This is a genomic window from Lentzea cavernae, from assembly GCF_014653695.1.
GTDB lineage: Bacteria > Actinomycetota > Actinomycetes > Mycobacteriales > Pseudonocardiaceae > Lentzea > Lentzea cavernae.
The window spans coordinates 497,869-519,552 of the sequence record NZ_BNAR01000002.1 but is presented as its reverse complement, the minus strand read 5'-3'; the positions used below and the strand labels follow the sequence as shown (position 1 = coordinate 519,552).

Below are 21,684 nucleotides of genomic sequence, written 5' to 3'. Positions count from 1 at the left end.
ATGGTGTCGTATCGATCAAGAGCCGATGAACCTCAGCGCAGGCGGTCGAGGTCCGCGCCCGACTTGTCGACCAGCGCCTTCATCGCCTCGTAGGCCGCCTCGGGGTCGCGCGCCGAGATCGCGTCGAGCACCGCGCGGTGCGAGGGGACCGGGTCGTCGTCCACGGTCCCGTGCACGAGCTTGTCCCGCTCGGCCAGCCCGATCGCGATGATCCGCTCGACCTGGGTCAGGAACGCGTTGTGCGTGGCGGCCATCAGCAGCCGGTGGAACTCGAGGTCGGCCCGCACGGTCGCGGCGAGGTCGCGTGCCGCCGCCATCCGGTCGAGGGCGGCTGACAGGGCCTCGATGTCGGCCTCCGACGCGCGTTCGGCGGCCAGGCGGGCGGCGGCCGGTTCGACGATCACGCGCATCTCGGTGAGCTCGTCGAACAGGCTGTGGTCGGTGTTGCTCGCCTGGGTCTGCCAGCGCATGACGTCGGTGTCGAGGAGGTTCCACGACGAGCGCGGCTGCACGAACGTGCCGCGCTTCTGGCGCGCGTCGATCATGCCCTTGGCGGAGAGGACCTTCAGCGCCTCGCGCAGGGCGGTCAGCGACACGTCGAGTTCCTCGCGCAGCGCGGGGAGGTCGAGGGTGTCGCCCTCGCCGATCTCGCCGGCCAGGATCCGGCCCGCCAGCGCCTCGACGGTCTGACCGTGCACGCCGCGCAGCCGCTTCTCGTTCATGAGGCCAGAGCATACGGCAGATCATAAATTATGAATTATTCTTGACTTGATCATGGTCAGCGCGCAGTCTTCTCAGCCATGGACAGGCGTCACTTCCTCCGCGTCACCGCTGCCGCGGGAGCCGGGTTGCTGGTCAGCGGCACGGCATCCTGCGCCACCTCGGCGTCCTCAGGCCCGGTCACCCAGGCCGCGGGCACGGCCACGATCCAGTCGAACCTGTCGGCGCCCGCGGCGAAAGCGGCGATCGACGCACTGGTGAAGGCGTTCAACGACAGGAAGGGCGCGCAGGCGGCGGTCAACACCGTCGCCTCCGAGACCTTCCGCACCCAGCTGCCGAGCTACCTCACCTCGGCCACCCCGCCCGACCTCTTCACCTGGTACCCCGGCGCGTTGCTCAAGGGGTACGAGGAGAAGGGCCTGCTGCTCGACATCAGCGACGTCTGGCAGACCATGGGCGACTACCCCCAGTCGTTCAAGACGTTGAGCGGCAAGGTGTTCGTGCCGACGACGTACTACTGGTGGGGCTTCTTCTACCGCAAGTCCAACTTCGCCAAATGGGGCGTGACCCCGCCGAAGACCTGGACCGAGTTCGTCGACCTGTGCAGGGTCCTGCAGGGCAAGGGCGTGATCCCGCTCGGCATGGGCGCGGGGTCGGACTCGCCGTGGACCGCGTCGAGCTGGTTCGACTACTTCAACATCCGCGTCAACGGCGCGCCGTTCCACCGCGAACTCCTGGCGGGCAAGCAGAAGTTCGACGACCCGAGGGTGAAGGCGATCTTCACGCCGTGGCGCGAGGTCCTGCCCTTCACCGACCCGAACGGCACCGCGATCGGCTTCCAGGAGGCCACGACCGCGATGCTGCAGGGCCGCACCGGAATGCTGCTCACCGGCGCGTTCTTCGCCGACGCGGCACCGAAGGACGCGATCGACGACATCGACTTCTTCCGGTTCCCGATCATCGACCCGAAGGTGCCGCTGGCGGAGGAGGGCCCGACCGACGGGTTCTTCGCGAGCGCCAAGTCACCGCACGTCAAGGAGCTGAAGGAGTTCCTGACCTACGCGGCGACGGCAGAGGGTCAGGAGGCCTACATCAAGGCCTCGTCCGGCACTGTCCTGCCGACGCATCCCAATGCCGAGGATTCCGGCACACCCCTGGTCACCAAGGGCCGGCAACACCTCAAGGAGGCCGCGGAGATCACGCAGTTCTTCAACCGCGACTCCAGCGACGCGTTGCAGCCCACCGCGGACGCAGCACTGATCAAGTTCCTCCAGCAGCCCGACCAGCTGGACACGATCCTCGCGGACTGGCAGAAGGCCGCTCAGCAGGTGTGGTCGAGCTGACATGACCAGGAGCTCCACCAGGGTCCCTCCGATCCTGCTGCTGTTCGTGCTCGTCCCGTTGGCGGTGGAGGGGTTCTGGGTCTTCTGGCCCGCGCTGCAGGGGTTCTGGCTCGCGCTGACGAACTGGGACGGCGTCTCGCCGCCCCGGTTCGTCGGGCTGGACAACTACGCCAGGATGATCGACGACCCGGTCTTCCACACCGCCGTCACCAACACCGCGATCTGGCTCGTGCTCTTCGGCGGCCTGTCGGCGGTGAGCGGGCTCGGCATGGCCGTGCTGCTGCAGAAGGAACGCCGCGGCGTCGGCGTGTACCGGGCCGCGTTGTTCGTGCCGGTCGTGTTCTCGCTCGTCGCCACCTCGCTGATCTGGCAGGTGCTCTACCAGCCGGGCGGGATCTTCGACAGCAGTCCGCTGGCCGACCCGGACACCGCGCTCTACGCGGTGCTGGTTCCCGCGCTGTGGCGGCAGGTCGGGTACGTGATGGTGCTGTACCTGGCCGGGCTCAAGGGCATCGACCCCGGGCTCTACGAAGCGGCCACTTTGGACGGTGCGACCGGTTGGCAGAAGTTCCGGCACATCACCTGGCCGCAGCTCGGTTCGGTCAACTCGGTGGTGCTGTCGGTGATCGTGATCGACTCGCTGCGATCGTTCGACGTGGTGTGGTCGATGACGCGCGGCGGCCCCTACCACTCGTCCGAGCTGCTCAGCACCTACATGTACTCGACTGCTTTCCAGTCTTTGAAACTCGGCTACGCAAGCGCGCTGGCCGTCGTCATCTTCGTGCTGGCGTTCGGCGTGATCGTGACGTACCTCGTCCGCGCGTTCCGGGAGAACTGAGATGTCCAATCGCGTCTTCCACGCCGTGGCGGGCACGATCTCCGTGCTCTGGCTGCTGCCGATCGTCGCCGTGCTCGTCACGGCGGTCCGAAGCTTCGACGACATCGCCGCCAACGGGCTCGCGTCTTTCCCGCAGTCGTTCACGTTCGCCGGGTTCGCCGACGCGTGGACGAACGGCGGCGCGGGCGCGATGTGGAACAGCGTCGTCGTGACCGTCCCGACGGTGTTCCTGTCGCTCGCGCTGGCCTCGGCGGCCGCGTACGCGTTGAGCCGCTTCGCGATTCCCGGCCGGCGCTCGATCATCCTGCTGATGCTCGCGGGCAACCTGCTGCCCCCTCAGATCCTGCTGGTGCCGGTGTCGAAGCTGACCGAGCTGCTCGGCATCTACGACACGCTGTTCGCGCTGGTCGTGGTGCAGGTCGGCTTCGGGCTGGGCTTCTACACGTTCGTGCTGCAGGGGTTCATGCGCGCGATGCCGAACGAGGTGCAGGAGGCCGCCACCATCGACGGCGCCGGTCCCGTGCAGATCCTCTGGCGGATCGTGCTGCCGATGACCAGGCCCGCGCTCGCCGCCCTGGCCGCGCTGGCGTTCACCTGGATCTTCAACGACCTGCTGTGGGCGATCACCGTGCTGCGGTCGTCCTCCGTGATGCCGGTGACGCCCGCGCTGCTGGCGTTGCAGGGTCAGTACGTCTCGAACTGGAACGTGATCGCGGCCGGTTCGGTGATCGCGGCGATCCCGACCGTGGCGGTGTTCCTGCGGTTCCAGCGGCACTTCATCTCCGGACTCGCGGTGGGAGCTGTCAAATGACCTGGACCCTTCGCATGGCCACCACCTCCTACACGGTGGCCGTCGAACCGGGTGGCCGTTGGGCCGAACTCGTGGCATGGGGCCCGCACGGCGTCGAGGAAGGCCCGTCGCCCTTGAAGAACCTCGGCGACGTCCACTTCATCACCGAGGCCGACGCTGCACCGATCGAGTACGCGCCGCGCGGCGAGCGCCCGTTCACGGGGGCCGACCTGGAGATCGACGGCGACTCGTGGTTCACCTTCGAGGGCGCCACCGAGGCGGACGGCGTGCTGCGGCTCGCGTTCGCCGACGAGGTGGCCGGTCTCCGCGTCGTCCTCTGCTACCGGCCGGAACCCGGCGTCGACGTGCTCGCACGCTGGGTCGAGGTGACCAACACGCGCGACGAACCGGTCCGCCTCAGCAGGATCGGGTCGGCGGGAGTGTGCCTGCCCGTCGGGGAACCGCGGCTGTCGTTCCTGCACGGCGAGTGGTCGCGCGAGTTCCAGTTGGACCACGTGACCCTGCCGGCCGGTGGGTTCCGGATCGGCAGCTCCTACGGCGTTCCCGGGCACAACTACGCGCCCTGGCTGTCCGTGGACGACACGTGGGGCGTGTCGCTGGCGTGGTCCGGTTCCTGGGAGATCACGGCCGAGGTCGAGCCGTCCGGGCTCACGCGCGTGCGTGCCGGGATGCTCGGCCCGGTCGTGGTCGGACCGGGGGAGACCTTCACGACCCCGGAACTGGCGCTGGCGTACTCGACGGACGGCCTGGCGCGCGTCTGGCACGCCTACGACCGGTCGCGGTCACGACCCGCGCGCAAGCCGGTGCTCTACAACTCCTGGGAAGCAACAGGTTTCGAGGTCGACCTGGACAAGCAGCGGGAGCTGGCCGAGATCGCCGCCGGCATGGGCGTCGAGCTGTTCGTGGTGGACGACGGCTGGTTCACCGGCCGCCACGACGACACCGGCGGCCTCGGCGACTGGTACCCGGAGTCACCGGACTTCGGCGCGTTCGCCGAGGACGTGCGGGCGATGGGCCTCGAGTTCGGCCTGTGGGTGGAACCGGAGTCCGTCAGCCCGAAGTCGCGGCTCTACGCCGACCACCCGGACTGGGTCTACCGCCTGCCCGGCCGCGAACCCACGCTGATCCGCAACCAGCTGCTGCTCAACCTGGGCCTGGACGAGGTGTACGAGTTCATCGTCTCCACTTTGGACAGACTGCTGACCGATCACCCGATCAGCTACCTGAAGTGGGACATGAACCGCCCCGCCACCGAACGCCCCGGCGAGCTCGACGACGCCCACGTCCGCAACTACTGGCGCGTGCTCGACCACCTGCGGGCCAAGCACCCGCACGTGCTGGTCGAGGGCTGCGCGGGCGGCGGCGGCCGGACGGACCTCGCCACCACAGCGCGCACGGACGTGGTGTGGCCCAGCGACAACACGGCGCCGCTCGACCGACTGAAGATCCAGCACGGCTTCCTGCACATGCACGCACCGCACCTGATGTCGTCATGGGTCACGGACGCGCCCGGCGTGTTCGACGCGCGCCCGCGATCGCTGAAGTTCCGCTTCGTGCTGGCCATGGCGGGCGTGCTCGGCATCGGCGCGGACCTGCGGCACTGGTCCGCCGACGAGCGCGAGGAGGCCGCCGCGCTGATCACCCTGTACAAGGACGTCCGGGACGTCGTGCACGGGGGTGAGGCGCACCTGCTCGGGGAGGACGCGATCCAGTACAACGGCGAGGACCGGGTCGTCGTGCTGGCCTGGAACACGGGCTCGCTGACCGGGGTGCCGACGGTGCCGGGGCAATCGTCACGGGTGAAGCTGCAAGGTCTGACGGGGTCCTATGTGGACGAGGACGGCCGGGTCTACTCGGCGGCGCACCTGGTCCATGTCGGGCTGCCGTTCGCCTGGTCGCAGGCGAACGACGCCGACCTGGTCGTGCTCAGGCCCGTGCGATCAGGGCCCTGATCTCCTCGATCGGCGTGCGGGCGAGGGCCGACCCGACCCCGCACGCCACCGCTCCGGCCTCCAGCCAGGCCGGAACGTCGGCGGGCGCGACACCCCCGGTCGGCACCAGCGGCGCGTGGGGCAGCACGGCGAGAACGTCGCGCACCCACTGAGGCGTGGGCGCGGGAAACACCTTCACCGCGTCCGCCCCTGCCTCCAGCGCCTGCACGACCTCGGACACCGAACCGGCCCCGGGCAGCACCGCCGCCCCGTACCGGTGCCCCGCGCGGATCACCGCGGCGTTCAGGTTGGGCGCCACCAGGAATTGCGCCCCCGCCCGCACGGCCGCGACGGCGGAGGCCTCGTCCAGCACGGATCCGGCACCGATGGTGGCCGTGGGGTGGTCGGTGCGCAGCTGCCGGATCGCCTCCAGCGCGCCGGGGTTCGTCAACGGCAGCTCGAGGGACGTGATGCCGGCGTCCAGCAGCGGGGCAGCGGCCTGAACGGCGGAGGCGGTGTCGGCGGTGCGAATGATCGCGATGATGCCCTGCCGCACGACTGCCTGGGTGATCTCGTAGCGGTAGCTCACGCCCGCCAGCCTACTACACATAAATTACGAATTATTCTTGACACCGCTGACGGGCGGGGGAAGGCTCACGAGCATGTCGGTTCGCAGAGTCGCGTTGGCCATCGCCTTGATGTCCCTGGTGGCGGCACCCGCTCACGCAGGTGACGACCAGGGAGCGCCCACCTACTACGACAGCGGTGTCGCCAAGACCCCGTACATGGGCTGGAACACGTACTACGGACTCGGCGCGCCGAGCGAGAAGGAGATCCGGAGCATCGCGGACTTCCTGGTGAACAGCGGGATGCGCGATGCCGGGTACGAGCTCCTGTGGATCGACGGCGGCTGGACCGCTCCCACCCCGCGGGACGCCAGGGGCGACCTCCAGGAGGACCCGGCGAAGTTCCCGAGCGGTATCAAGAAGCTCGTCAGCGACCTGCACGCCAAGGGGTTCAAGGCGGGCATCTACACCGACGCCGGACCGTCCGACGGCAAGAACTGCGCGGCCGGCAGCGGTGGCCTGTACGAGAAGGACACGAAGCGGTTCGCGGACTGGAAGTTCGACGCGGTCAAGGTCGACTTCCTCTGCGGCATCGCGGCGAACCTGAACCCGGCGCAGGCGTACGCGGACTTCAGCAAGGCGCTGAAGAAGGCCGGCAGGCCCATGATCCTCAACATCTGCAACCCGGTCACCGACGAGTGGGGCGTCCCGCACACGCCCGAGCAGACCGCCGACGTCTCCTACACGTTCGGCCCGCTGCACGGCGACTCGTGGCGCACCAGCACGGACATCGCGTTCGGCACGCCGTACGAGGGCATCTGGCGCGACGTGCTGCGCAACATGGACCGCAACGCCGCGCACCCCGAGGCGAACGGTCCCGGTCGGTACAACGACCCGGACTACCTGATCCCGATGCGCAGGACGCAGCAGGGCACCTACGAGCTCAACGAGGAGGAGTCGACCTCGCAGTTCGTGATGTGGGCGCAGATGTCCTCACCGCTGATCATCGGCTCGGACCCGCGCACGCTGCCGCCGTCGATGGTCGGCACGCTCAAGAACCCGGAGATCCTCGCTGTCAACCAGGACCCCCTCGCCATCCAGGGCGTGCGGGTCGCCTCGACCGGGGACACCGACGTCTACAGCAAGGTGTTGTCCCGCAAAGGCGAGCGCTCGGTCGTGCTCCTCAACCGCCGCGACGTGCCCGCCGAGATGACGGTGGACTTCGCCGCAGCGGGGCTGAAGGGCACTGTCGCGGTGCGTGACCTGCGTGCGCGCGCCGATCGCGGTAGCGCCACGGACAAGTACACCGTCACCGTTCCCCCGCACGGCACCGCGATGCTCAAGCTGCGCGGCACCGACCTCGTTCCCGGCGAGGCGGTCGGCTCCGGCGCCACCGCGTCGCCCGCGATCGCACGGGTCGGCGACGAGGCACTGGTGTTCAGCCGCGGAGCCGGTGGCGAGCTGAAGATGCTCCGCAACGGCAAGTCGTCGGGCCTGGGCAAGGTGATCCAGGGCCAGCCCGCCGTCCGCACGGTCGGCACGGACGTCGAGGTGACGGTCCGCGGCAACGACGACCGCGCGTGGCAGCGGACGCTCCACAACGGACGCTGGGGCTCGTGGAAGTCGCTGGGCGGCAAGCTCACCGACGCACCCGGCGTTGCGCAGGACGGCACCGTCGTCGCCCGGGGGGAGGACGGCCAGGTGTGGCTGTACAAGGGCACCTGGACCTCGCTCGGCGCGCCCGGTGACGCCCCGATCTACGGCAGGCCCAGCGTCGCCGGCGGTCAGGTCGCCGTCCGGACCGCCGCCGACGCCGTGTGGGTGCGTCCCGTGGCAGGCGGGCGGTGGACGTCACTCGGAGGAGTGATCTCCGGCAACCCGACCCTGGTCGAGTTCCAGGACCGGATCTACCTGTTCGCGCGGGCAGGTGACTACACGCTCTGGCAGGTCAACGCCTCCGGTGGCGTCTGGGGCGGCTGGTTTCACCGTCCCGAGTTCCCGAGCGGCTCGCTCGTCGGCGCCGTCGGTGCTACTGCTGGTCCGGACGGTTCCGCGTGGACGGTCGTGCGCGGACCGGACGACAAGATCTACCGGCAGAAGCTCTAGGAGAACGTGCGTGAAGTGCGCGGTGGTGTCGGGTGCGGGTGCCGGAATCGGCGCCGCGACGGCGAAGCACCTGACGGACAACGGGTACCGGGTCGTCGGCGTCGACCTGCGCGGTGACGTGGCCGTGCGGGGAGACGTCAGCGATCCGGAGACCTGGCAGCGGGCGCTCGACCTGTGCGACGGCGGCGTGGACGCGTTGGTGAGCAACGCCTTCACCGTCGCGGTCAAGCCGCTCGGCGAGACGACACCGGCCGAGTGGGAACGCCAGCTCGCGGTCAACCTCGGCGGCGCGTTCCACGGCCTGCGGGCCTGCCTGCCGTCGTTGCGCGAACGCCAGGGCTCGGTCGTGCTCGTGTCGTCCGTGCACGCGCACTTCGGCATCCCCGGCCACGGCGCGTACGCGGCCTCGAAGGGCGCGCTGGTCGCACTGACCCGCCAGCTCGCCGTCGAGTACGCGCCCGACGTCCGGGTGAACGCGGTGCTGCCCGGTCCCGTGCTGACGGCGGCGTGGGACCGGGTCTCGGACGAGGATCGGGAACGCAGTGCCCGAGCCACCCCGGCCGGACGCCTCGGCGACCCGGCAGAGGTGGCCTCGGTGATCGGATTCCTGTTGTCTCCGGCGGCGTCGTTCGTGACGGGTGCGGAGCTTCTGGTCGACGGCGGCTGGTCCGCGGCGAAGGATTCTTCATGAAGGTGACGGCGGTCGAGACGTTCCTGGTCGAGCCCCGCTGGCTGTTCCTCAAGGTGAGCACCGACGAGGGGGTGAGCGGCTGGGGCGAGCCGGTCGTGGAGGGCAGGGCCGAGACGGTCCGCGCGGCGGTGCACGAACTGTCCGAACTGGTCGTCGGCCAGGACCCGCTGCGCGTCGAGGACCTGTGGCAGGTCCTGCGGCGCGGCGGCTTCTACCGCGGCGGCCCGGTGCTGTCGTCGGCGCTCTCGGGCTACGACCACGCTTTCTGGGACATAGCGGGCAAAGCGCGCGGGTTGCCGGTCCACGAACTGCTCGGCGGCCCGGTGCGCGACCGGGTGCGCGCGTACTCGTGGGTGGGTGGCGACCGGCCGGACGGCGTGTTCGACGCGGTGTCACAGCAGGTCGCGGCGGGATTCTCCGCCGTGAAGATGAACGCCACGGCGGAGATGCGCCCGATCGCCTCGCCCGCCGACGCGGACGCGGTGGTCGCCCGGGCCCGTGAGGCACGGGAGGCCCTGGGCCCGCGGGGAGATCTCGCGATCGACTTCCACGGCCGGGTCTCGCCCGCCATGGCCCGGCGGCTCGTGCGGATGCTCGAGGAGGTGCAGCCGATGTTCGTCGAGGAACCGGTGCTGCCCGAACTCCCCGCCGAGGTGCTGGCGTCGGTCGTGCAGGCGTCGGCGGTGCCGATCGCGACGGGGGAGCGGCTGTTCTCTCGCTGGGAGTTCAAACCGGTGCTCGACGCCGGTGTCGCGGTCGTGCAGCCCGACCCGTCGCACGCGGGCGGCATCTCGGAGCTTCGCCGCATCGGGTCGCTGGCCGAGGTGTACGGGGCGTCGATCGCCCCGCACTGCCCACTCGGGCCGATCTCGCTGGCCGCCTCGCTGCAGGTCGCGTTCACCACGCCTAACTTCCTGATCCAGGAGCAGAGCGCGGGCATGCACTACAACGGCTCCGACCCGTCGTACCTGGTGGACATGGCGCCCGTGCGCGTGGTGGACGGCTGGATCGCGCGGCCGACCGGGCCGGGACTGGGCGTCGAGGTCGACGAGGCCGCGGTGCGCCGCGCGGCCGAGACCGGGCACGCGTGGCGCTCGCCGATCTGGCGGCACGACGACGGCGGCTTCGCGGAGTGGTGACAGCGGCTGCCAGCCGCTGTCAGCGAGGTGTGCGGGCAGTGCCAGCGCTCCGGGCGAACCTGGTCGTGCCGTCAGGGAGGCGGCACGATCTCCAGGGGAGCTCTTCATGCACGTCACGATCATCGGCGCCGGTCTCGGCGGTCTCACCCTCGCCCGAGTGCTGCACGTCCACGGCATCCCGTCCACCGTCTACGAGGCGGACGAGTCGCCGACGGCGCGGTCGCAGGGCGGAATGCTCGACATCCACGACTACAACGGACAGATCGCCGTCGAGGACGCGGGCCTGATGACCGAGTTCCGCGCGCTCGTCCTGCCGGGCCGCGAGGCCATGCGGGTGCTGGACTCCGACGGGTCCGTCCTGTTCGAGAAGGAGGACGACGGCACCGGCGGGCGTCCCGAGGTGCAGCGCGCCGACCTGCGCCAGATGCTGATCGACTCGCTGCCGGCCGGCACGGTCCGCTGGGGCTGCAAGGTGACCGGTGCGCAGGGCAGGACCGTCACGTTCGCGGACGGGTCCACTGTGGACGCCGAGTTGCTCGTCGGTGCCGACGGGGCGTGGTCCCGCGTCCGGCCGCTGCTCTCCGACGCGACGCCCGAGTACGCCGGCATGGCGTTCGTCGAGACGTACCTGCACGACGCGGACACCCGCCACCCCGAGGTCGCGAAGGCGGTCGGCGGCGGCTCGATGTTCGCGCCCGGCCAGGGCAAGGGGATCCACGCGCACCGCGAAGCCGGCGGGGTCCTGCACGCCTACGTGGAGTTCAGCCGTCCGATCGAGTGGTTCGGCGACCTGAGCCACGTTCCCGCGGAGTTCGAGGGGTGGGCGCCCGAGCTGACCGCGCTGATCACCGAGTCCGACACGCCGCCGATGTTCCGCCCGCACTTCACCCTGCCGCACGGGCACCGGTGGGAGCGCGTGCCGGGCGTGACGCTCGTCGGCGACGCCGCGCACCTCATGCCGCCCAACGGTGAAGGCGCCAACCTGGCGATGCTCGACGGCGCCGAGCTCGCGAAGGCCCTCGCCTCGCACGACGACGTCGAGACCGCGCTGGCGTCCTATGAGGAGGCGATGTTCGTGCGCGCGGTCAAGACCGCCGAGGACTCGGAGGAGATGCTGCGGAGCCTGTTCGGCGACGAGCCGCCGCAGAAGTTCCTCGACCTGCTCGTCGAGGCCTGACGAACTGCGGCAGGACCGCCGTGCGGTCCTGCCGCAGAGGCATACCATCATGCGCATGACGCAAGAAGATGGCGACCTGGACGGCCTGGTGCGCAAGCGGATCCGCGCGCTGCGGGTGGCGCAGGGCTGGTCGCTCGACGAGCTCGCGACCCGCGCGAAGCTCAGCCCGTCGTCGCTCAGCCGCATCGAGAACGGCCAGCGCCGCCTCGCCCTCGACCAGCTCGTGACCCTCGCGCGCGCTCTGGACACGTCGCTGGACCAGCTGGTCGAGACCGATACCGAGGACGTGATCATCAGCCCGATGCTCGACGGCGCGCACGGCTCGATGCGCTGGCCGATCAAGGCCGAGCCGGGCATGACCGTCATGCGCCAGCGGATGACGGCCCCGCCGCCCGACAACCCGGCGTCCCTTCGCGCGCACTCCGGCCGCGAGTGGCTGGTCGTGCTGTCGGGCACGGCGGTGCTGTTGCTGGGCAGCCGCCGGTTCCGCGTCGAGAAGAACCAGGCCGCCGAGTTCCCGACGATGCTGCCGCACGCCATCGGCACCGCGGGCGGGCCGTGCGAGATCCTCGGGATCTTCGACCGGGAGGCGCGGCGCGGGCACAACGCCGACAAGAAGGCGTGATCTTGCGCCGCTGGCAGCGTGGAGGCCTACTGTCTTGCCGATCGCGCAAGCGGCCGTGCATCTGACGCACGACGGACCTACGTTGAGGTCATGAGCGAACACGGACATGGGCACGGCCACGCACACGACCACGGGCATGGACACGGGCACGGGCACGGATCTGCGACTGACCAGGCGGATCAGGCCGAGGTCCTCGACCTCGACGCCGAACTCCTCGCCACCCACACCGCCGACGTCATCGACCGGCTGCCCATCACCGGACCCCGCCAGATCGTCGACCTGGGCGCCGGCACGGGTGCGGGGACGTTCGCCCTGCTGAGCCGCTTCCCCGAGGCCCACGTCACCGCAGTCGACTCCTCGGTGGAGCACCTCCAGCGACTCCGGGCCAAGGCGGGCGAGCGGGGCGTGGCCGACAGGGTCCACACCGTCCTGGCCGACCTCGACGCCGAGTGGCCGGACCTCGGCACCCCGGACCTGATCTGGGCCTCGGCCTCCCTGCACCACATGACGAACCCGCACCACGTCCTCGAACGGCTGCACAAGACCCTCGCGCCCGGCGGCCTGCTCGCCGTCGTGGAACTGGCGGGCATGCCGCAGTTCTTCCCCGAACAGGCTCCCGACGGCCACGACGAACGCCTGCCCCACCGAGGCGCCGACTGGGGACCGAAGCTGACGGAGGCCGGGTTCACCGTCGAGGACGAACGCACCATCAACGTCCACCTCGAACGGTCCGAGGCCGTGGTGCGGTACGCCCGCATCGTCCTGCGGAGGCTGCTCGACCCCGAAGCCGTCGAACCGGCCCTGCGCCGCGACGACCTCGAACTGCGCACCGAACGCACCGTCTGGGCGGCGCGGAAATGACGGTCACTGCGCCTTGGAGGCCTCGACCAACGCGGCGCGCAACCGGTGCAATGCGTCCGCGCGAGCACCGGTCAGCGACGGCTCCGCCACCGAGGCGACCCTGATCGGCACGGGACGCGGCGACCGCGCGCACTCGGACGTGATCGCGTCGAGCAGTGAAGGCCCCCACGACCCGCCGATCACGACGAACTCGGGATCGGCCAGCGTCACCAGCGCCGTCACGACCCCGCTGATCGCCCGCGCGAGCACCACGGGATCCGCCTCACCCACCCGTGCCACGTCGATCGCGGTCGTCCCCGGCCGGCGCAGCCCGAGTTCGCCGAACACCTCGATGAACGGTGTCGCGCCGGACGGCCCGACCGTGACGAGGTGCGAGATCTCGCCGGCCAGTCCCGAATGCCCGCGCCTCACCTCGCCGTCGGCGACGAGCGCGCATCCGAGGCCCTCGCCCAGGTACAGGTAGGCGAAGTCCGACGTGCCCAGTGCGGTCTGCTCGGCCTGCGCCGCCCAGTTCACGTCGTTGTCGACCACCACCGGCTCACCCACCAACGGCCGCAGCACCTCGACGGGATCCAGTTCGCCGACGAGGAACGGCGAGTCCGGCAGGTGGACGAGCCGTCCGGTGTGCCGGTCGACCGGGTCGGCGGCGCTCACCGTGCTGAGCAGGACGCGTTGTCCCGCAACGGCCTCCGTCACCGTCAGCGGGAGGGTGGCGGCGACCTCGACGGCGTCGGCGATGCGGTTTCGGACATGTGTGACGACATCTCCATACGCGTCAACGCATTCCGCCGTCACCCCGCCGGGCGCGATCGTGACGACCAGCGCGACCCCGATGTCCCCGGCGAGGCCGTAGAACGAGCCGACCCTGCCCTTGCCGCGCCCGCCGGGCGTGCGTTCTCCGGTGTCGGCGACCAGGCCGTTCTCGACCAGGCGGCGCACGCTCTCGCTCACCGTCGGCTTCGACAGGCCCGTCTCGACCGCCAGTTCGGCCCGCGTCAGCTTGCGCCCCGCCATCAACGAGCGCAGCACGTGCTCGTCCGAGATCGAGCGCAGCAACTCCTGGGACGGCCTGGTCACGCGACGGATTCTAGTTAGGGGTCTTGCCCAGAACAGCCCGACACGCCTATGGTTCCAAGTTAGGAGGCCTTACTGGAAGGAGTCACCGTGCTGCCGAACTGGGAGACCACGCCCGCTGACCTGCCGAAAGCGGTCCGCGAGGTGAAGAAGGCGATCCGGGCGAACATCGAGGCGTCCGGCCGCAGCGTCGAAGAGGTGTTCGCGGTCGTCGAGGAGCAGATCCGCCGCGAGGTCGACGACGTCAAGACCGGTCAGGCGTGGCCGGTGATCGACTACGCCGACATCGAGGCCGGCACCGCGTCCCCGGACCTCGTGCGCCGCCGCGGCTGCGTGGTCGTGCGCGGCCACTTCGAACGGGAGCAGGCCCTCGCCTGGGACAGGTCCATCGTGGACTACGTCGAAAGCAACGACTTCTTCGAGAACTACCGCGGCCCCGGCGACGACTTCTTCGGCAGCGTCGGCTCCAAGCCCGAGATCTACCCGATCTACTGGTCACCCGCGCAGACCGAGGCCAGGCGGCACGATCGCATGGCCACCGTCCAGCGCTTCCTCAACGGCCTCTGGCACCACGACGGCTGGTTCGACCCGTCCAGGGACGTCGCCTACCCGGACCGCATCCGCCGCCGCCCGCCCGGCGCGACCTCGAACGGCCTCGGCACCCACCTCGACCCCGGCACGCTCGACCTGTGGATGACCCGCGAGTACCAGCAGGCGTTCCGGCACCTGTTCAACGGCACGCCCGAGCAGTACGACCCGTGGGACGCCGCCCACCGCACCACCGGCCCGCAGTACCCGGGAACCACGATGTGCTCGGTGTTCCGCACCTTCCAGGGCTGGACCGCGCTCTCGGACATGGACCACGACCAGGGCGTCCTGCACACCGTCCCGATCCCCGGCGCCATGGCGTACCTGATGCTCCGCCCGCTGCTCGACGACGTCCCGGACGACGACATGTGCGGCGTCACGGTCAACCAGGTCTTCCCGGTCAGCCCCCGCTACCACTCGCTGCTGCTGGAGGCGTTGAGCGGCATCCCGGACGTCAAGGCCGGCGACTCGGTCTGGTGGCACTGCGACATGATCCACAGCGTCGCGCCCGTGCGGGACCAGCAAGGGTGGGGCAACGTCATGTACATCCCGGCGGCGCCGTGGTGCGCTCGCAACGAGCGCTATGCGGAGGAGATCGGGCACGCGCATGCGACGGGGTCGAGTCCGAGCGACTTCCCCGAGGAGCACTACGAACGCGACTGGTCGAACCGCTCACGCCCCGAATAACACCCGGAACACCGCGCCCTCACCGGGCGCGGTGTCCAGCTCGATCCGCCACCCGTGCGCCGCCACCAGCGCCGCCACGATCGCGAGCCCCAGCCCGGTCCCACCGGGCCCACGCGCGGGATCCGCGCGGTAGAACCGTTCGAACGCCCGCGAAGCCTGCTCAGCCGTCATCCCCGGCCCGTGATCAGCGACCTCGACCATGCCCGCCGTCAGCCTGACCTCGACAGGCGATCCGGCAGGCGTGTGCACGAGAGCGTTGTCCAACAGGTTCGTCAAGACCTGCCGAACCCGCGCCTCATCAGCCCGCACCACCACCGGTCCTGCCGGAAGCACCAGCGAAACGGGCCGCCGCGCCTCGAGAACCGCGTCGGCCACCACCACGACCAGGTCCACATCGGACAGCGCGAGGGGCTGCTCCGAGTCGAGTCGCGCCAGCTGCAGCAGGTCGTCGACCAGAACGCCCATCCGCGCGGCGTGGTCCTCGACGCGCTTCAGCACCTCGGAAGCATCCGAAGCCGCGCCCTGCCGGTAGAGCTCGGCGTAGCCCCGGATCGAGGTCAGCGGTGTCCGCAGCTCGTGCGAGGCGTCGGCCACGAACTGCCGCATCCGGCTCTCCGAGCGGACTCGCGCCGCGAACGAGGCCTCGATCTGGCCGAGCATCGTGTTCAACGCCGACGCCAGCCGCCCGACCTCGGATCCGGGACGCCGCACCGGCACCCGGCGCGACAGGTCGCCGGCCGCGATCTCCCCGGCGACCTGCTCGACCTCCTCCAACCCCCGAGTCGAGGCCCTGACCAACGCGTACCCGGCCATGCCCACGAGGATCAGCGCGCCTAGGCTGATCAGCAGGAACGCCAGTCGCAGGTCGCCGACGGCCCGGTCGACCTCCGACTGGTCGACGGCCGCGATCAGCTCGCGCCCGTCCCACTGCCGCATCACCACCCGCGACGAGCCGACGGTGATGTGCTCGCCGGGGGGCATGGAGCCGAACGCGGGCAGGCCGTCGAGGGGCGTTCCCGCGACGACCCCGTCCTGGGATCGCAGGACCATGTTGTCGCGCAACGGGAGTGAGCGCAGCATCGACACCGCGCGGTCGAGGCGGGCGTCGAGCTGGTGCAGGAGGTAGTTCTCCATCACCTGGGAGCCGATCAGCCACGTGCCGAACAGGCCCGCGGCCACCAGGGCGACGAGCACGACGACCAGCCGCACGCGCAACATCATGGGCGGATCATGTACCCGATGCCGCGCACCGTGCGGATCAGGCGTGGTTCGGTGCCGTCTACCTTGCGCCGCAGGTACGAGATGTACGACTCGACCACGCCGACGTCGCCGTCGAAGTCGTGCGGCCACACCTGGTCGAGGATCTGCGCCTTCGACAGCACGCGCCCGCTGTTGCGCATGAGGCAGTGCAGCAGCCGGAACTCCGTCGGCGACAGCTCGACGGCCCGGGAACCCCGCCGCACGACGTGGCTCTCCACGTCCAGCGACAGGTCGCCGCACGTCAGCAGCTCGGAAGCGCCTGGCCGGGTGCGGCGCAGCACCGCGGTCACGCGGGCGATGACCTCCTCCAGGCTGAACGGTTTGGTGATGTACCCGTCGCCGCCGATCGTGAGGCCGGTGACGCGGTCGTCCGCGCCGTCGCGCGCGGTCAGGTACAGCACGGGCACCCGCACGCCGAGCGACCGCAACCGCCGCACCACCTCGAACCCGTCGCGGTCGGGCAGCATCACGTCGAGCAGGACGAGGTCGGGAGCGCCGGTGCGGGCCGCGTCCAGTGCTTCCGAGCCGGTCGCCGCGCTCGACACGACGAACCCCGCGAACCGCAGGCTGGCGCACAGCAGTTCGCGGATGTCGGGTTCGTCCTCGACGACGAGCAACCGGCCGCGTTCCGTCATCCGGTGGCCGGGCGCTGGGTGATGGTCTGCCCGGTCACGGTGCCGTCGGAACCGGCCTGGCCCTGCACCACGACCTGTTGCCCTGCCTTGAGATCGGCCAGCTTGCCTTCTGAACTGATCTCCACCTTCGTCGAGTCCGAAGTGGACACCTTCACGACCTGGCCGTTCTGCGTCTTCACGTAGACGGTCGTGCCTTCGACGTGGTCGATCGTGCCGACGGTGCCGCGCCCTCCGAAGTTGCCGCCGTTCGGCCGGTTCTGGCCCGAAGGCGGTGTGCCGTTGAACTGACGGCCCGCGGTCTGCCGCGTCGGGGTCTCGGCGGTGCCGAAGGACTTCTGCACGAACACACCGCCGACGAACGCCACGATCGCGAGCACCGCGACCCCGAGGACCACGGTGGTCTTGGCGAAGCCCGTCTTGCGTTCCTTAAGCTCCGCCGAGATGTCGTTCTCGAGCGGCTGGTCGAGTGGGTTGGACACGGTCAAGGACTCCTCATTCATGCCGGAGGGCTTCGATGGGACGGAGCTTCGCGGCACGGGAGGCCGGGTAGCTGCCGAAGAACAGGCCGATCAGCGCCGACACCGCGAACGCCAGCAGCACCGACGACGGCACGAGCACGGGCTGGATGCCCGCGATGGTGAACTGGCTGCCGATCATCCCCGCGGCGATGCCCAGCGCCCCGCCGAACAGGCTCAGCAGCGTCGCCTCGATCAGAAACTGCCCGAGGATCGAGGACCGGGGCGCGCCCACGGCCTTGCGGATGCCGATCTCCCGGATCCGCTCGGTGACGGTGACCAGCATGATGTTCGTGATGCCGATCCCGCCCACCAGCAAGGAGATCGCTGCCACGGACGCGAGCAGCACGGTGAACGTCTCGGTGGTCGCCGTTCGCGCGGTGAGCAGCTGGTCCTGGCTCAGGATCCGGTAGTCGGCGGTGTCCGTGATCTTGTGCCGCCCGTTGAGGATCGTCGTCACCTGGGCCTGCGCGTTCGGCAGCGCGTCGGCCGACCGCGCCTGCACGACGATCTGGGTGAGACTGCCGTATCCGGTCAACGCGTTCTGCGCGGTCGTCAGCGGAGCGACGGCCATGTCGTCCGCGTCCTGCAATCCGCTGGAACCCTTGGCCGCCAGCACTCCGACGACGGTGAACGGGATGTTGTTGACCAGCATGGACTTCCCGACCGGATCGGTGCCGGGGAAGAGCTCCGCGGCGACGGTCGAGCCGATCACGACGACCTTGCGCGCCTGCTGGACGTCGTTGTCGGAGAACAGGTTCCCCTGCGCGACCGAGCTGTTCGTGGTGTCGAAGTACCGCGGGTCCGAGCCGATGAACTGCCCGATGTCGTGTGTGGTGTCGCCGTAGCCGGCGGTGGCCTGGGCGCTGACCACGGGCGAGGCGTACTTGACGTCGGGGGAGTCGGCGCCGACCAGCGCCGTCGCGTCCGCCGTGGTCAGCGGCTTGGCGGTGGTGCCGGGCTGGGCGCGCTGCGGGCTGATCGTCAGGATGTTCGTGCCGAGCCCCGCGATGCTCTGCTGCACCGCGCTCGACGCGCCGTTGCCGACCGCGATCAGCAGGATCACCGACGCGACACCGATCAGGATGCCCAGCGTCGTGAGCCCCGACCGCATCTTGTTCGCGGTCAGGCCCCGCACGGCGAAGGCGGCGATCTCGAAGACCCTCACACCAGCACCCCCGCGACTCTGCCGTCGACGACCCGGACGGTGCGCATGGCGTGCGCGGCGACCTCGTCCTCGTGCGTGATGAGCACGACCGTGCGGCCGCTGGCGTTGAGGCGGTCGAGGATGCCCAGCACCTCACGGCTCGAGTCCGTGTCGAGGTTGCCGGTCGGCTCGTCGGCCAGCACGATCGCGGGCGAGGTGACCAGAGCCCGTGCGATGGCGACGCGTTGCTGCTGCCCGCCCGATAGTTCGTTGGGCCGGTGGTGCGTGCGGTCCGCGAGACCGACGAGGTCCAGCGCCGCCAACGCCCGTTCGCGGCGTTGGGCACGCCGAACTCCCGCGTACACCAGCGGGAGCTCGACGTTCGCGAGTGCCGTCGTGCGGGGCACCAGGTTGAAGGACTGGAAGACGAAACCGATCTTCCTGTTGCGCAGCAACGAGAGCTGCTCCTCGTCGAACTCGCCCGTGTCGATCCCGTCGAGCAGGTACCTGCCGCCCGACGGCACGTCGAGGCACCCGAGGATGTTGAGCAGCGTCGACTTGCCCGACCCCGACGCGCCCATGATCGCGATGTACTCGCCCTTCTCGACGGTCAGGTCGAGGCCCCGCAACGCGTGCACGGCCGTGTCGCCGTTCCCGTACGTCTTGCGGAGGTCGCGGACCTCGATGACCGGGCTCATCGACCGGTCCCGGTGAAGCCGCCGCCGCTGCGGTTGCCGCCACCGGTGCCGGGGAACTGGCCGCCCTGCTGCTGACCGGTGCGGTTCTGGTTCGTCGACGTGGTCACCTGCGGCAGCACGACCTCCTCACCGGCGGACAACCCGGACTTGATCTCCACGTACTGGTCCCCGCGCACGCCGACCTCGACGGTCTTGCGCGTCTCGGCGCCGTTCTCCAGCACCGCCACGGAACTCGCGCCGTTGACCGTCTGCACCGCCGCGGCGGGCACCGCGAGCACCCCGGTGGCCCCGGCGACGGTGATCTCGACGCTCGCCGACTGCCCCGGCCGCAGCCCCGCCGGCGGTTCGGTCAGCGTGAGCGTGACGCCGTACTGCACGACGTTGTTCGCCGTCGTGGGCGTGAGGTCGACCTGCGTGACCTTGGCCTGGACCGGCTGCGCCTGCATCGCGTTGACCGTCACGGTCGCGGCCTGGTCGGCCTTGAGCAAGCTGACGTCGGACTCGGAGACGTTCGCGTGCAGCACCAGGTTCTTCAGGTCCGTCACGACGACGAACCCCGAAGCGGTCGTCGTGGTGGTGGTCGTGGAGGTGGTGCTCGACGAGTTGTTCGAGCTACCGACCTTCTGCCCGACGGCGCCGGTCACCGACGTGATCGTGCCGTCGCCGGGCGCGGTCAGCACGGTGGACGCCAGCGTGTCCTTCGCCTGCTGGAGCGCGAGCTGCGCCTGCCGGTACGCCGTGAGCAACGCGGTCGTGCCCGTTCCCTTGTCCAGAGCGGCGTTCAAGTTGCCCTGCGCGATGTCGACCTGCAGCTGCGCCTGCGTGGGATCGAGCTTCGCAAGCTGCTGGCCCTTGGTGACGACGTCACCGACCTTGACGTTGACCTCGATGACGGTGCCGCTCGCCCCGAACGACGCGGCGGCGCTGAACGAGCTCTGCACCGTCCCCGACGCCGTCACCACCTCGCTCACGTCCCGGTTCGCGGCGGCGGCCGTGCGGGCCGCGGTGGGCTGGGCGCTGCCGGAGGAACCGAAGAACACCAGGTAGCCGGCCACACCGGCCCCGAGGAGCACCACCACCAGCAGTCCGTTGATCACCAAGGATCTGCGACGTCGAGTCATGGACGGGGATCGTCGTCCGCCAAGCTGTGCCGGGGCTGCGAGTTTCCTGGGAGCGAGCTGAAGATCAGGTCGACCGTTTTCACCCGAATGAGCCCCTTGTTGCTCTTCGAGCAAGCCCTACGTTCGAGCCATGGCCACGAGTACTCCGTCCACCGCATACAGCCGCGAACTGGGCGACGAGCTGCGCAAGCTCCGGGAGACCTGCATCAAGTTGACGGGCGCCGCCTTCGCCGTCCGACTGGGCTGGGACCCGAGCAAGGTCTCCACACTGGAGAACGGCAAGTACCGCCCGAGCGAGATCGACCTGTTGCAGTACCTTTCCATGCTAGGCAAGGACATCGACTTCTTCGAGGACTTCAAGCGCCGCTACCGCTGTGCCTTCGAGGAGTACATCGTCCAGGTGCCGGACAACCTGCGCACGCTCGCCATGGCCGAGGCGACAGCGACGGTGATCACGAGCTACGACGTGCAGGCGGTGCCCGGTCTCGCTCAGACGCCGGAGTACGCGGATGCTCTCTACCGGCTCACGGGATTCGTCGCGGAAGAGCGGATCCCGACAGTGGTCCAGTTCCGGATCGATCGGCAGGCGATCCTGAAACGCCACGATCGGCCTGACTGCTTGTTCTACATCCACGAGCACGCGCTGCAGATGCAGGTCGGCAGCCCGGAGATCATGGAGGACCAGTACGCGGCCCTGCTGTTCAACGCACACAGGATCCGCATCGTGCCTGCCGGGGTTTCCGTCGCGTGGACCAGTTGTGTGTTGTGGGAGTACGAGAAGGCAATGCCCATCGCCTTCACCTCGACCGATTTGGCCAAGGTGTTCGTGCAGGATCCCGGCGCTATCGCACGTACCCGGTTGCTGTTCGACCGTTTGGCTGAGGTCGCCTTGGATGAGGAACAATCGCGGAGCAAGCTGGCGGAGTACGTCGACCGACCGCGAGAGGACCTCAATGACGCAGGAACGCGTATGGCGTAAGAGCAGCTACAGCGGTGGCACCGAGGACGACAACTGCGTCGAGGTGTCGCTGTCCGGTGACGCGCTCGTCCGCGACTCCAAGAACCCCTCCGGAGGCGTCCTGACCTTCAGCTTCACCGCCTGGGAAAAATTCCTCGAAGTTCGTTGAACCGTCCTGCGCCTCCCTGCGTGT

The 21,684-nt window shown here is 69.7% G+C and carries 22 protein-coding genes; 13 read left to right on the top strand and 9 right to left on the bottom strand.

The genetic code is table 11. The features are described from left to right. Positions 1 to 32 precede the first annotated feature (32 nt). Positions 33 to 722, bottom strand: coding sequence for a FadR/GntR family transcriptional regulator (locus tag IE307_RS08350; protein ID WP_191297270.1), 690 nt, complete (start codon positions 720 to 722; stop codon positions 33 to 35). 78 nt (positions 723 to 800) lie between these two features. Here IE307_RS08350 and IE307_RS08345 point away from each other — a divergent pair, with 78 nt between their 5' ends. From IE307_RS08345 to IE307_RS08330, 4 genes are read left to right on the top strand one after another with little or no spacing between them, the layout of a single operon-like run. After that, entirely contained in the window at positions 801 to 2,063 is a 1,263-nt protein-coding gene (locus IE307_RS08345; protein ID WP_191297269.1) for an ABC transporter substrate-binding protein, read from the top strand. 1 nt (position 2,064) lies between these two features. Then, positions 2,065 to 2,901 carry a carbohydrate ABC transporter permease gene (locus tag IE307_RS08340; RefSeq protein ID WP_191297268.1) on the top strand — a complete coding sequence of 279 codons (837 nt, stop codon included), beginning with the start codon at positions 2,065 to 2,067 and terminating at the stop codon, positions 2,899 to 2,901. A gap of 1 nt (position 2,902) precedes the next feature. Further along, on the top strand, positions 2,903 to 3,712 hold the full coding sequence (locus IE307_RS08335) for a carbohydrate ABC transporter permease (protein WP_191297267.1): 810 nt from the start codon (positions 2,903 to 2,905) through the stop codon (positions 3,710 to 3,712). Beyond that, complete coding sequence (locus tag IE307_RS08330; protein WP_191297266.1) at positions 3,709 to 5,664, top strand: alpha-galactosidase; 1,956 nt, start codon at positions 3,709 to 3,711, stop codon at positions 5,662 to 5,664. Before IE307_RS08335 ends, IE307_RS08330 begins: the two co-directional genes overlap by 4 nt. On the opposite strand, the gene IE307_RS08325 is transcribed toward IE307_RS08330, so the two are convergent. After that, positions 5,639 to 6,232 carry a bifunctional 4-hydroxy-2-oxoglutarate aldolase/2-dehydro-3-deoxy-phosphogluconate aldolase gene (locus IE307_RS08325; protein ID WP_191297265.1) on the bottom strand — a complete coding sequence of 198 codons (594 nt, stop codon included), beginning with the start codon at positions 6,230 to 6,232 and terminating at the stop codon, positions 5,639 to 5,641. The two genes, IE307_RS08330 and IE307_RS08325, sit on opposite strands and share 26 nt — an antisense overlap. Before the next feature lie 73 nt (positions 6,233 to 6,305). Here IE307_RS08325 and IE307_RS08320 point away from each other — a divergent pair, with 73 nt between their 5' ends. The 6 genes from IE307_RS08320 (at position 6,306) to IE307_RS08295 (ending at position 12,808) form a co-directional block, all read left to right on the top strand. Next, on the top strand, positions 6,306 to 8,315 hold the full coding sequence (locus tag IE307_RS08320) for a DUF8189 domain-containing protein (RefSeq protein WP_191297264.1): 2,010 nt from the start codon (positions 6,306 to 6,308) through the stop codon (positions 8,313 to 8,315). A gap of 10 nt (positions 8,316 to 8,325) precedes the next feature. After that, a complete protein-coding gene (locus IE307_RS08315) occupies positions 8,326 to 9,006 on the top strand; it encodes an SDR family NAD(P)-dependent oxidoreductase (RefSeq protein ID WP_191297263.1) in 681 nt (226 codons plus the stop codon). Continuing rightward, on the top strand, positions 9,003 to 10,145 hold the full coding sequence (gene dgoD / locus IE307_RS08310) for a galactonate dehydratase (protein WP_191297262.1): 1,143 nt from the start codon (positions 9,003 to 9,005) through the stop codon (positions 10,143 to 10,145). Before IE307_RS08315 ends, dgoD begins: the two co-directional genes overlap by 4 nt. 106 nt (positions 10,146 to 10,251) lie before the next feature. Continuing rightward, positions 10,252 to 11,322, top strand: a complete 1,071-nt coding sequence (locus IE307_RS08305; protein WP_191297261.1) for an FAD-dependent oxidoreductase — start codon at positions 10,252 to 10,254, stop codon at positions 11,320 to 11,322. Positions 11,323 to 11,377: 55 nt separating this feature from the next. Next, on the top strand, positions 11,378 to 11,947 hold the full coding sequence (locus IE307_RS08300) for an XRE family transcriptional regulator (protein WP_191297260.1): 570 nt from the start codon (positions 11,378 to 11,380) through the stop codon (positions 11,945 to 11,947). A 90-nt stretch (positions 11,948 to 12,037) separates the two neighbouring features. Beyond that, on the top strand, positions 12,038 to 12,808 hold the full coding sequence (locus IE307_RS08295) for a class I SAM-dependent methyltransferase (RefSeq protein WP_191297259.1): 771 nt from the start codon (positions 12,038 to 12,040) through the stop codon (positions 12,806 to 12,808). A 3-nt stretch (positions 12,809 to 12,811) separates the two neighbouring features. Here IE307_RS08295 and IE307_RS08290 read toward each other — a convergent pair whose 3' ends face one another. Continuing rightward, the gene (locus IE307_RS08290) at positions 12,812 to 13,885 is read right to left on the bottom strand and encodes an ROK family transcriptional regulator (protein ID WP_229904521.1); all 1,074 of its coding nucleotides are present in this window, start codon (positions 13,883 to 13,885) and stop codon (positions 12,812 to 12,814) included. An 87-nt stretch (positions 13,886 to 13,972) separates the two neighbouring features. Here IE307_RS08290 and IE307_RS08285 point away from each other — a divergent pair, with 87 nt between their 5' ends. Beyond that, entirely contained in the window at positions 13,973 to 15,157 is a 1,185-nt protein-coding gene (locus IE307_RS08285; RefSeq protein WP_229904520.1) for a YbiU family protein, read from the top strand. On the opposite strand, the gene IE307_RS08280 is transcribed toward IE307_RS08285, so the two are convergent. The 6 genes from IE307_RS08280 to IE307_RS08255 are packed head-to-tail and all read right to left on the bottom strand — an operon-like array spanning position 15,143 to position 20,533. Continuing rightward, complete coding sequence (locus IE307_RS08280; RefSeq protein ID WP_191297258.1) at positions 15,143 to 16,378, bottom strand: sensor histidine kinase; 1,236 nt, start codon at positions 16,376 to 16,378, stop codon at positions 15,143 to 15,145. The genes IE307_RS08285 and IE307_RS08280 overlap by 15 nt on opposite strands. Then, positions 16,375 to 17,052, bottom strand: a complete 678-nt coding sequence (locus IE307_RS08275; protein ID WP_191297257.1) for a response regulator transcription factor — start codon at positions 17,050 to 17,052, stop codon at positions 16,375 to 16,377. Before IE307_RS08275 ends, IE307_RS08280 begins: the two co-directional genes overlap by 4 nt. After that, the gene (locus tag IE307_RS08270) at positions 17,049 to 17,531 is read right to left on the bottom strand and encodes a hypothetical protein (protein ID WP_229904519.1); all 483 of its coding nucleotides are present in this window, start codon (positions 17,529 to 17,531) and stop codon (positions 17,049 to 17,051) included. The genes IE307_RS08275 and IE307_RS08270 overlap by 4 nt, the downstream gene beginning before the upstream one ends. Before the next feature lie 13 nt (positions 17,532 to 17,544). Continuing rightward, positions 17,545 to 18,735 carry an ABC transporter permease gene (locus IE307_RS08265; RefSeq protein ID WP_191297255.1) on the bottom strand — a complete coding sequence of 397 codons (1,191 nt, stop codon included), beginning with the start codon at positions 18,733 to 18,735 and terminating at the stop codon, positions 17,545 to 17,547. Then, complete coding sequence (locus IE307_RS08260; protein ID WP_191297254.1) at positions 18,732 to 19,412, bottom strand: ABC transporter ATP-binding protein; 681 nt, start codon at positions 19,410 to 19,412, stop codon at positions 18,732 to 18,734. Before IE307_RS08260 ends, IE307_RS08265 begins: the two co-directional genes overlap by 4 nt. Then, positions 19,409 to 20,533 (bottom strand): efflux RND transporter periplasmic adaptor subunit, encoded by a 1,125-nt coding sequence (locus IE307_RS08255; RefSeq protein ID WP_191297253.1) that lies wholly within the window; start codon positions 20,531 to 20,533, stop codon positions 19,409 to 19,411. Before IE307_RS08255 ends, IE307_RS08260 begins: the two co-directional genes overlap by 4 nt. Positions 20,534 to 20,663: 130 nt before the next feature. On the opposite strand from IE307_RS08255, the gene IE307_RS08250 reads away from it, so the two are divergent. Together IE307_RS08250 and IE307_RS08245 are read left to right on the top strand one after the other, a co-directional pair. Further along, positions 20,664 to 21,512 carry a helix-turn-helix domain-containing protein gene (locus IE307_RS08250; RefSeq protein ID WP_191297252.1) on the top strand — a complete coding sequence of 283 codons (849 nt, stop codon included), beginning with the start codon at positions 20,664 to 20,666 and terminating at the stop codon, positions 21,510 to 21,512. Continuing rightward, positions 21,487 to 21,660 carry a DUF397 domain-containing protein gene (locus tag IE307_RS08245; RefSeq protein ID WP_191297251.1) on the top strand — a complete coding sequence of 58 codons (174 nt, stop codon included), beginning with the start codon at positions 21,487 to 21,489 and terminating at the stop codon, positions 21,658 to 21,660. The genes IE307_RS08250 and IE307_RS08245 overlap by 26 nt, the downstream gene beginning before the upstream one ends. Positions 21,661 to 21,684: the final 24 nt, after the last annotated feature.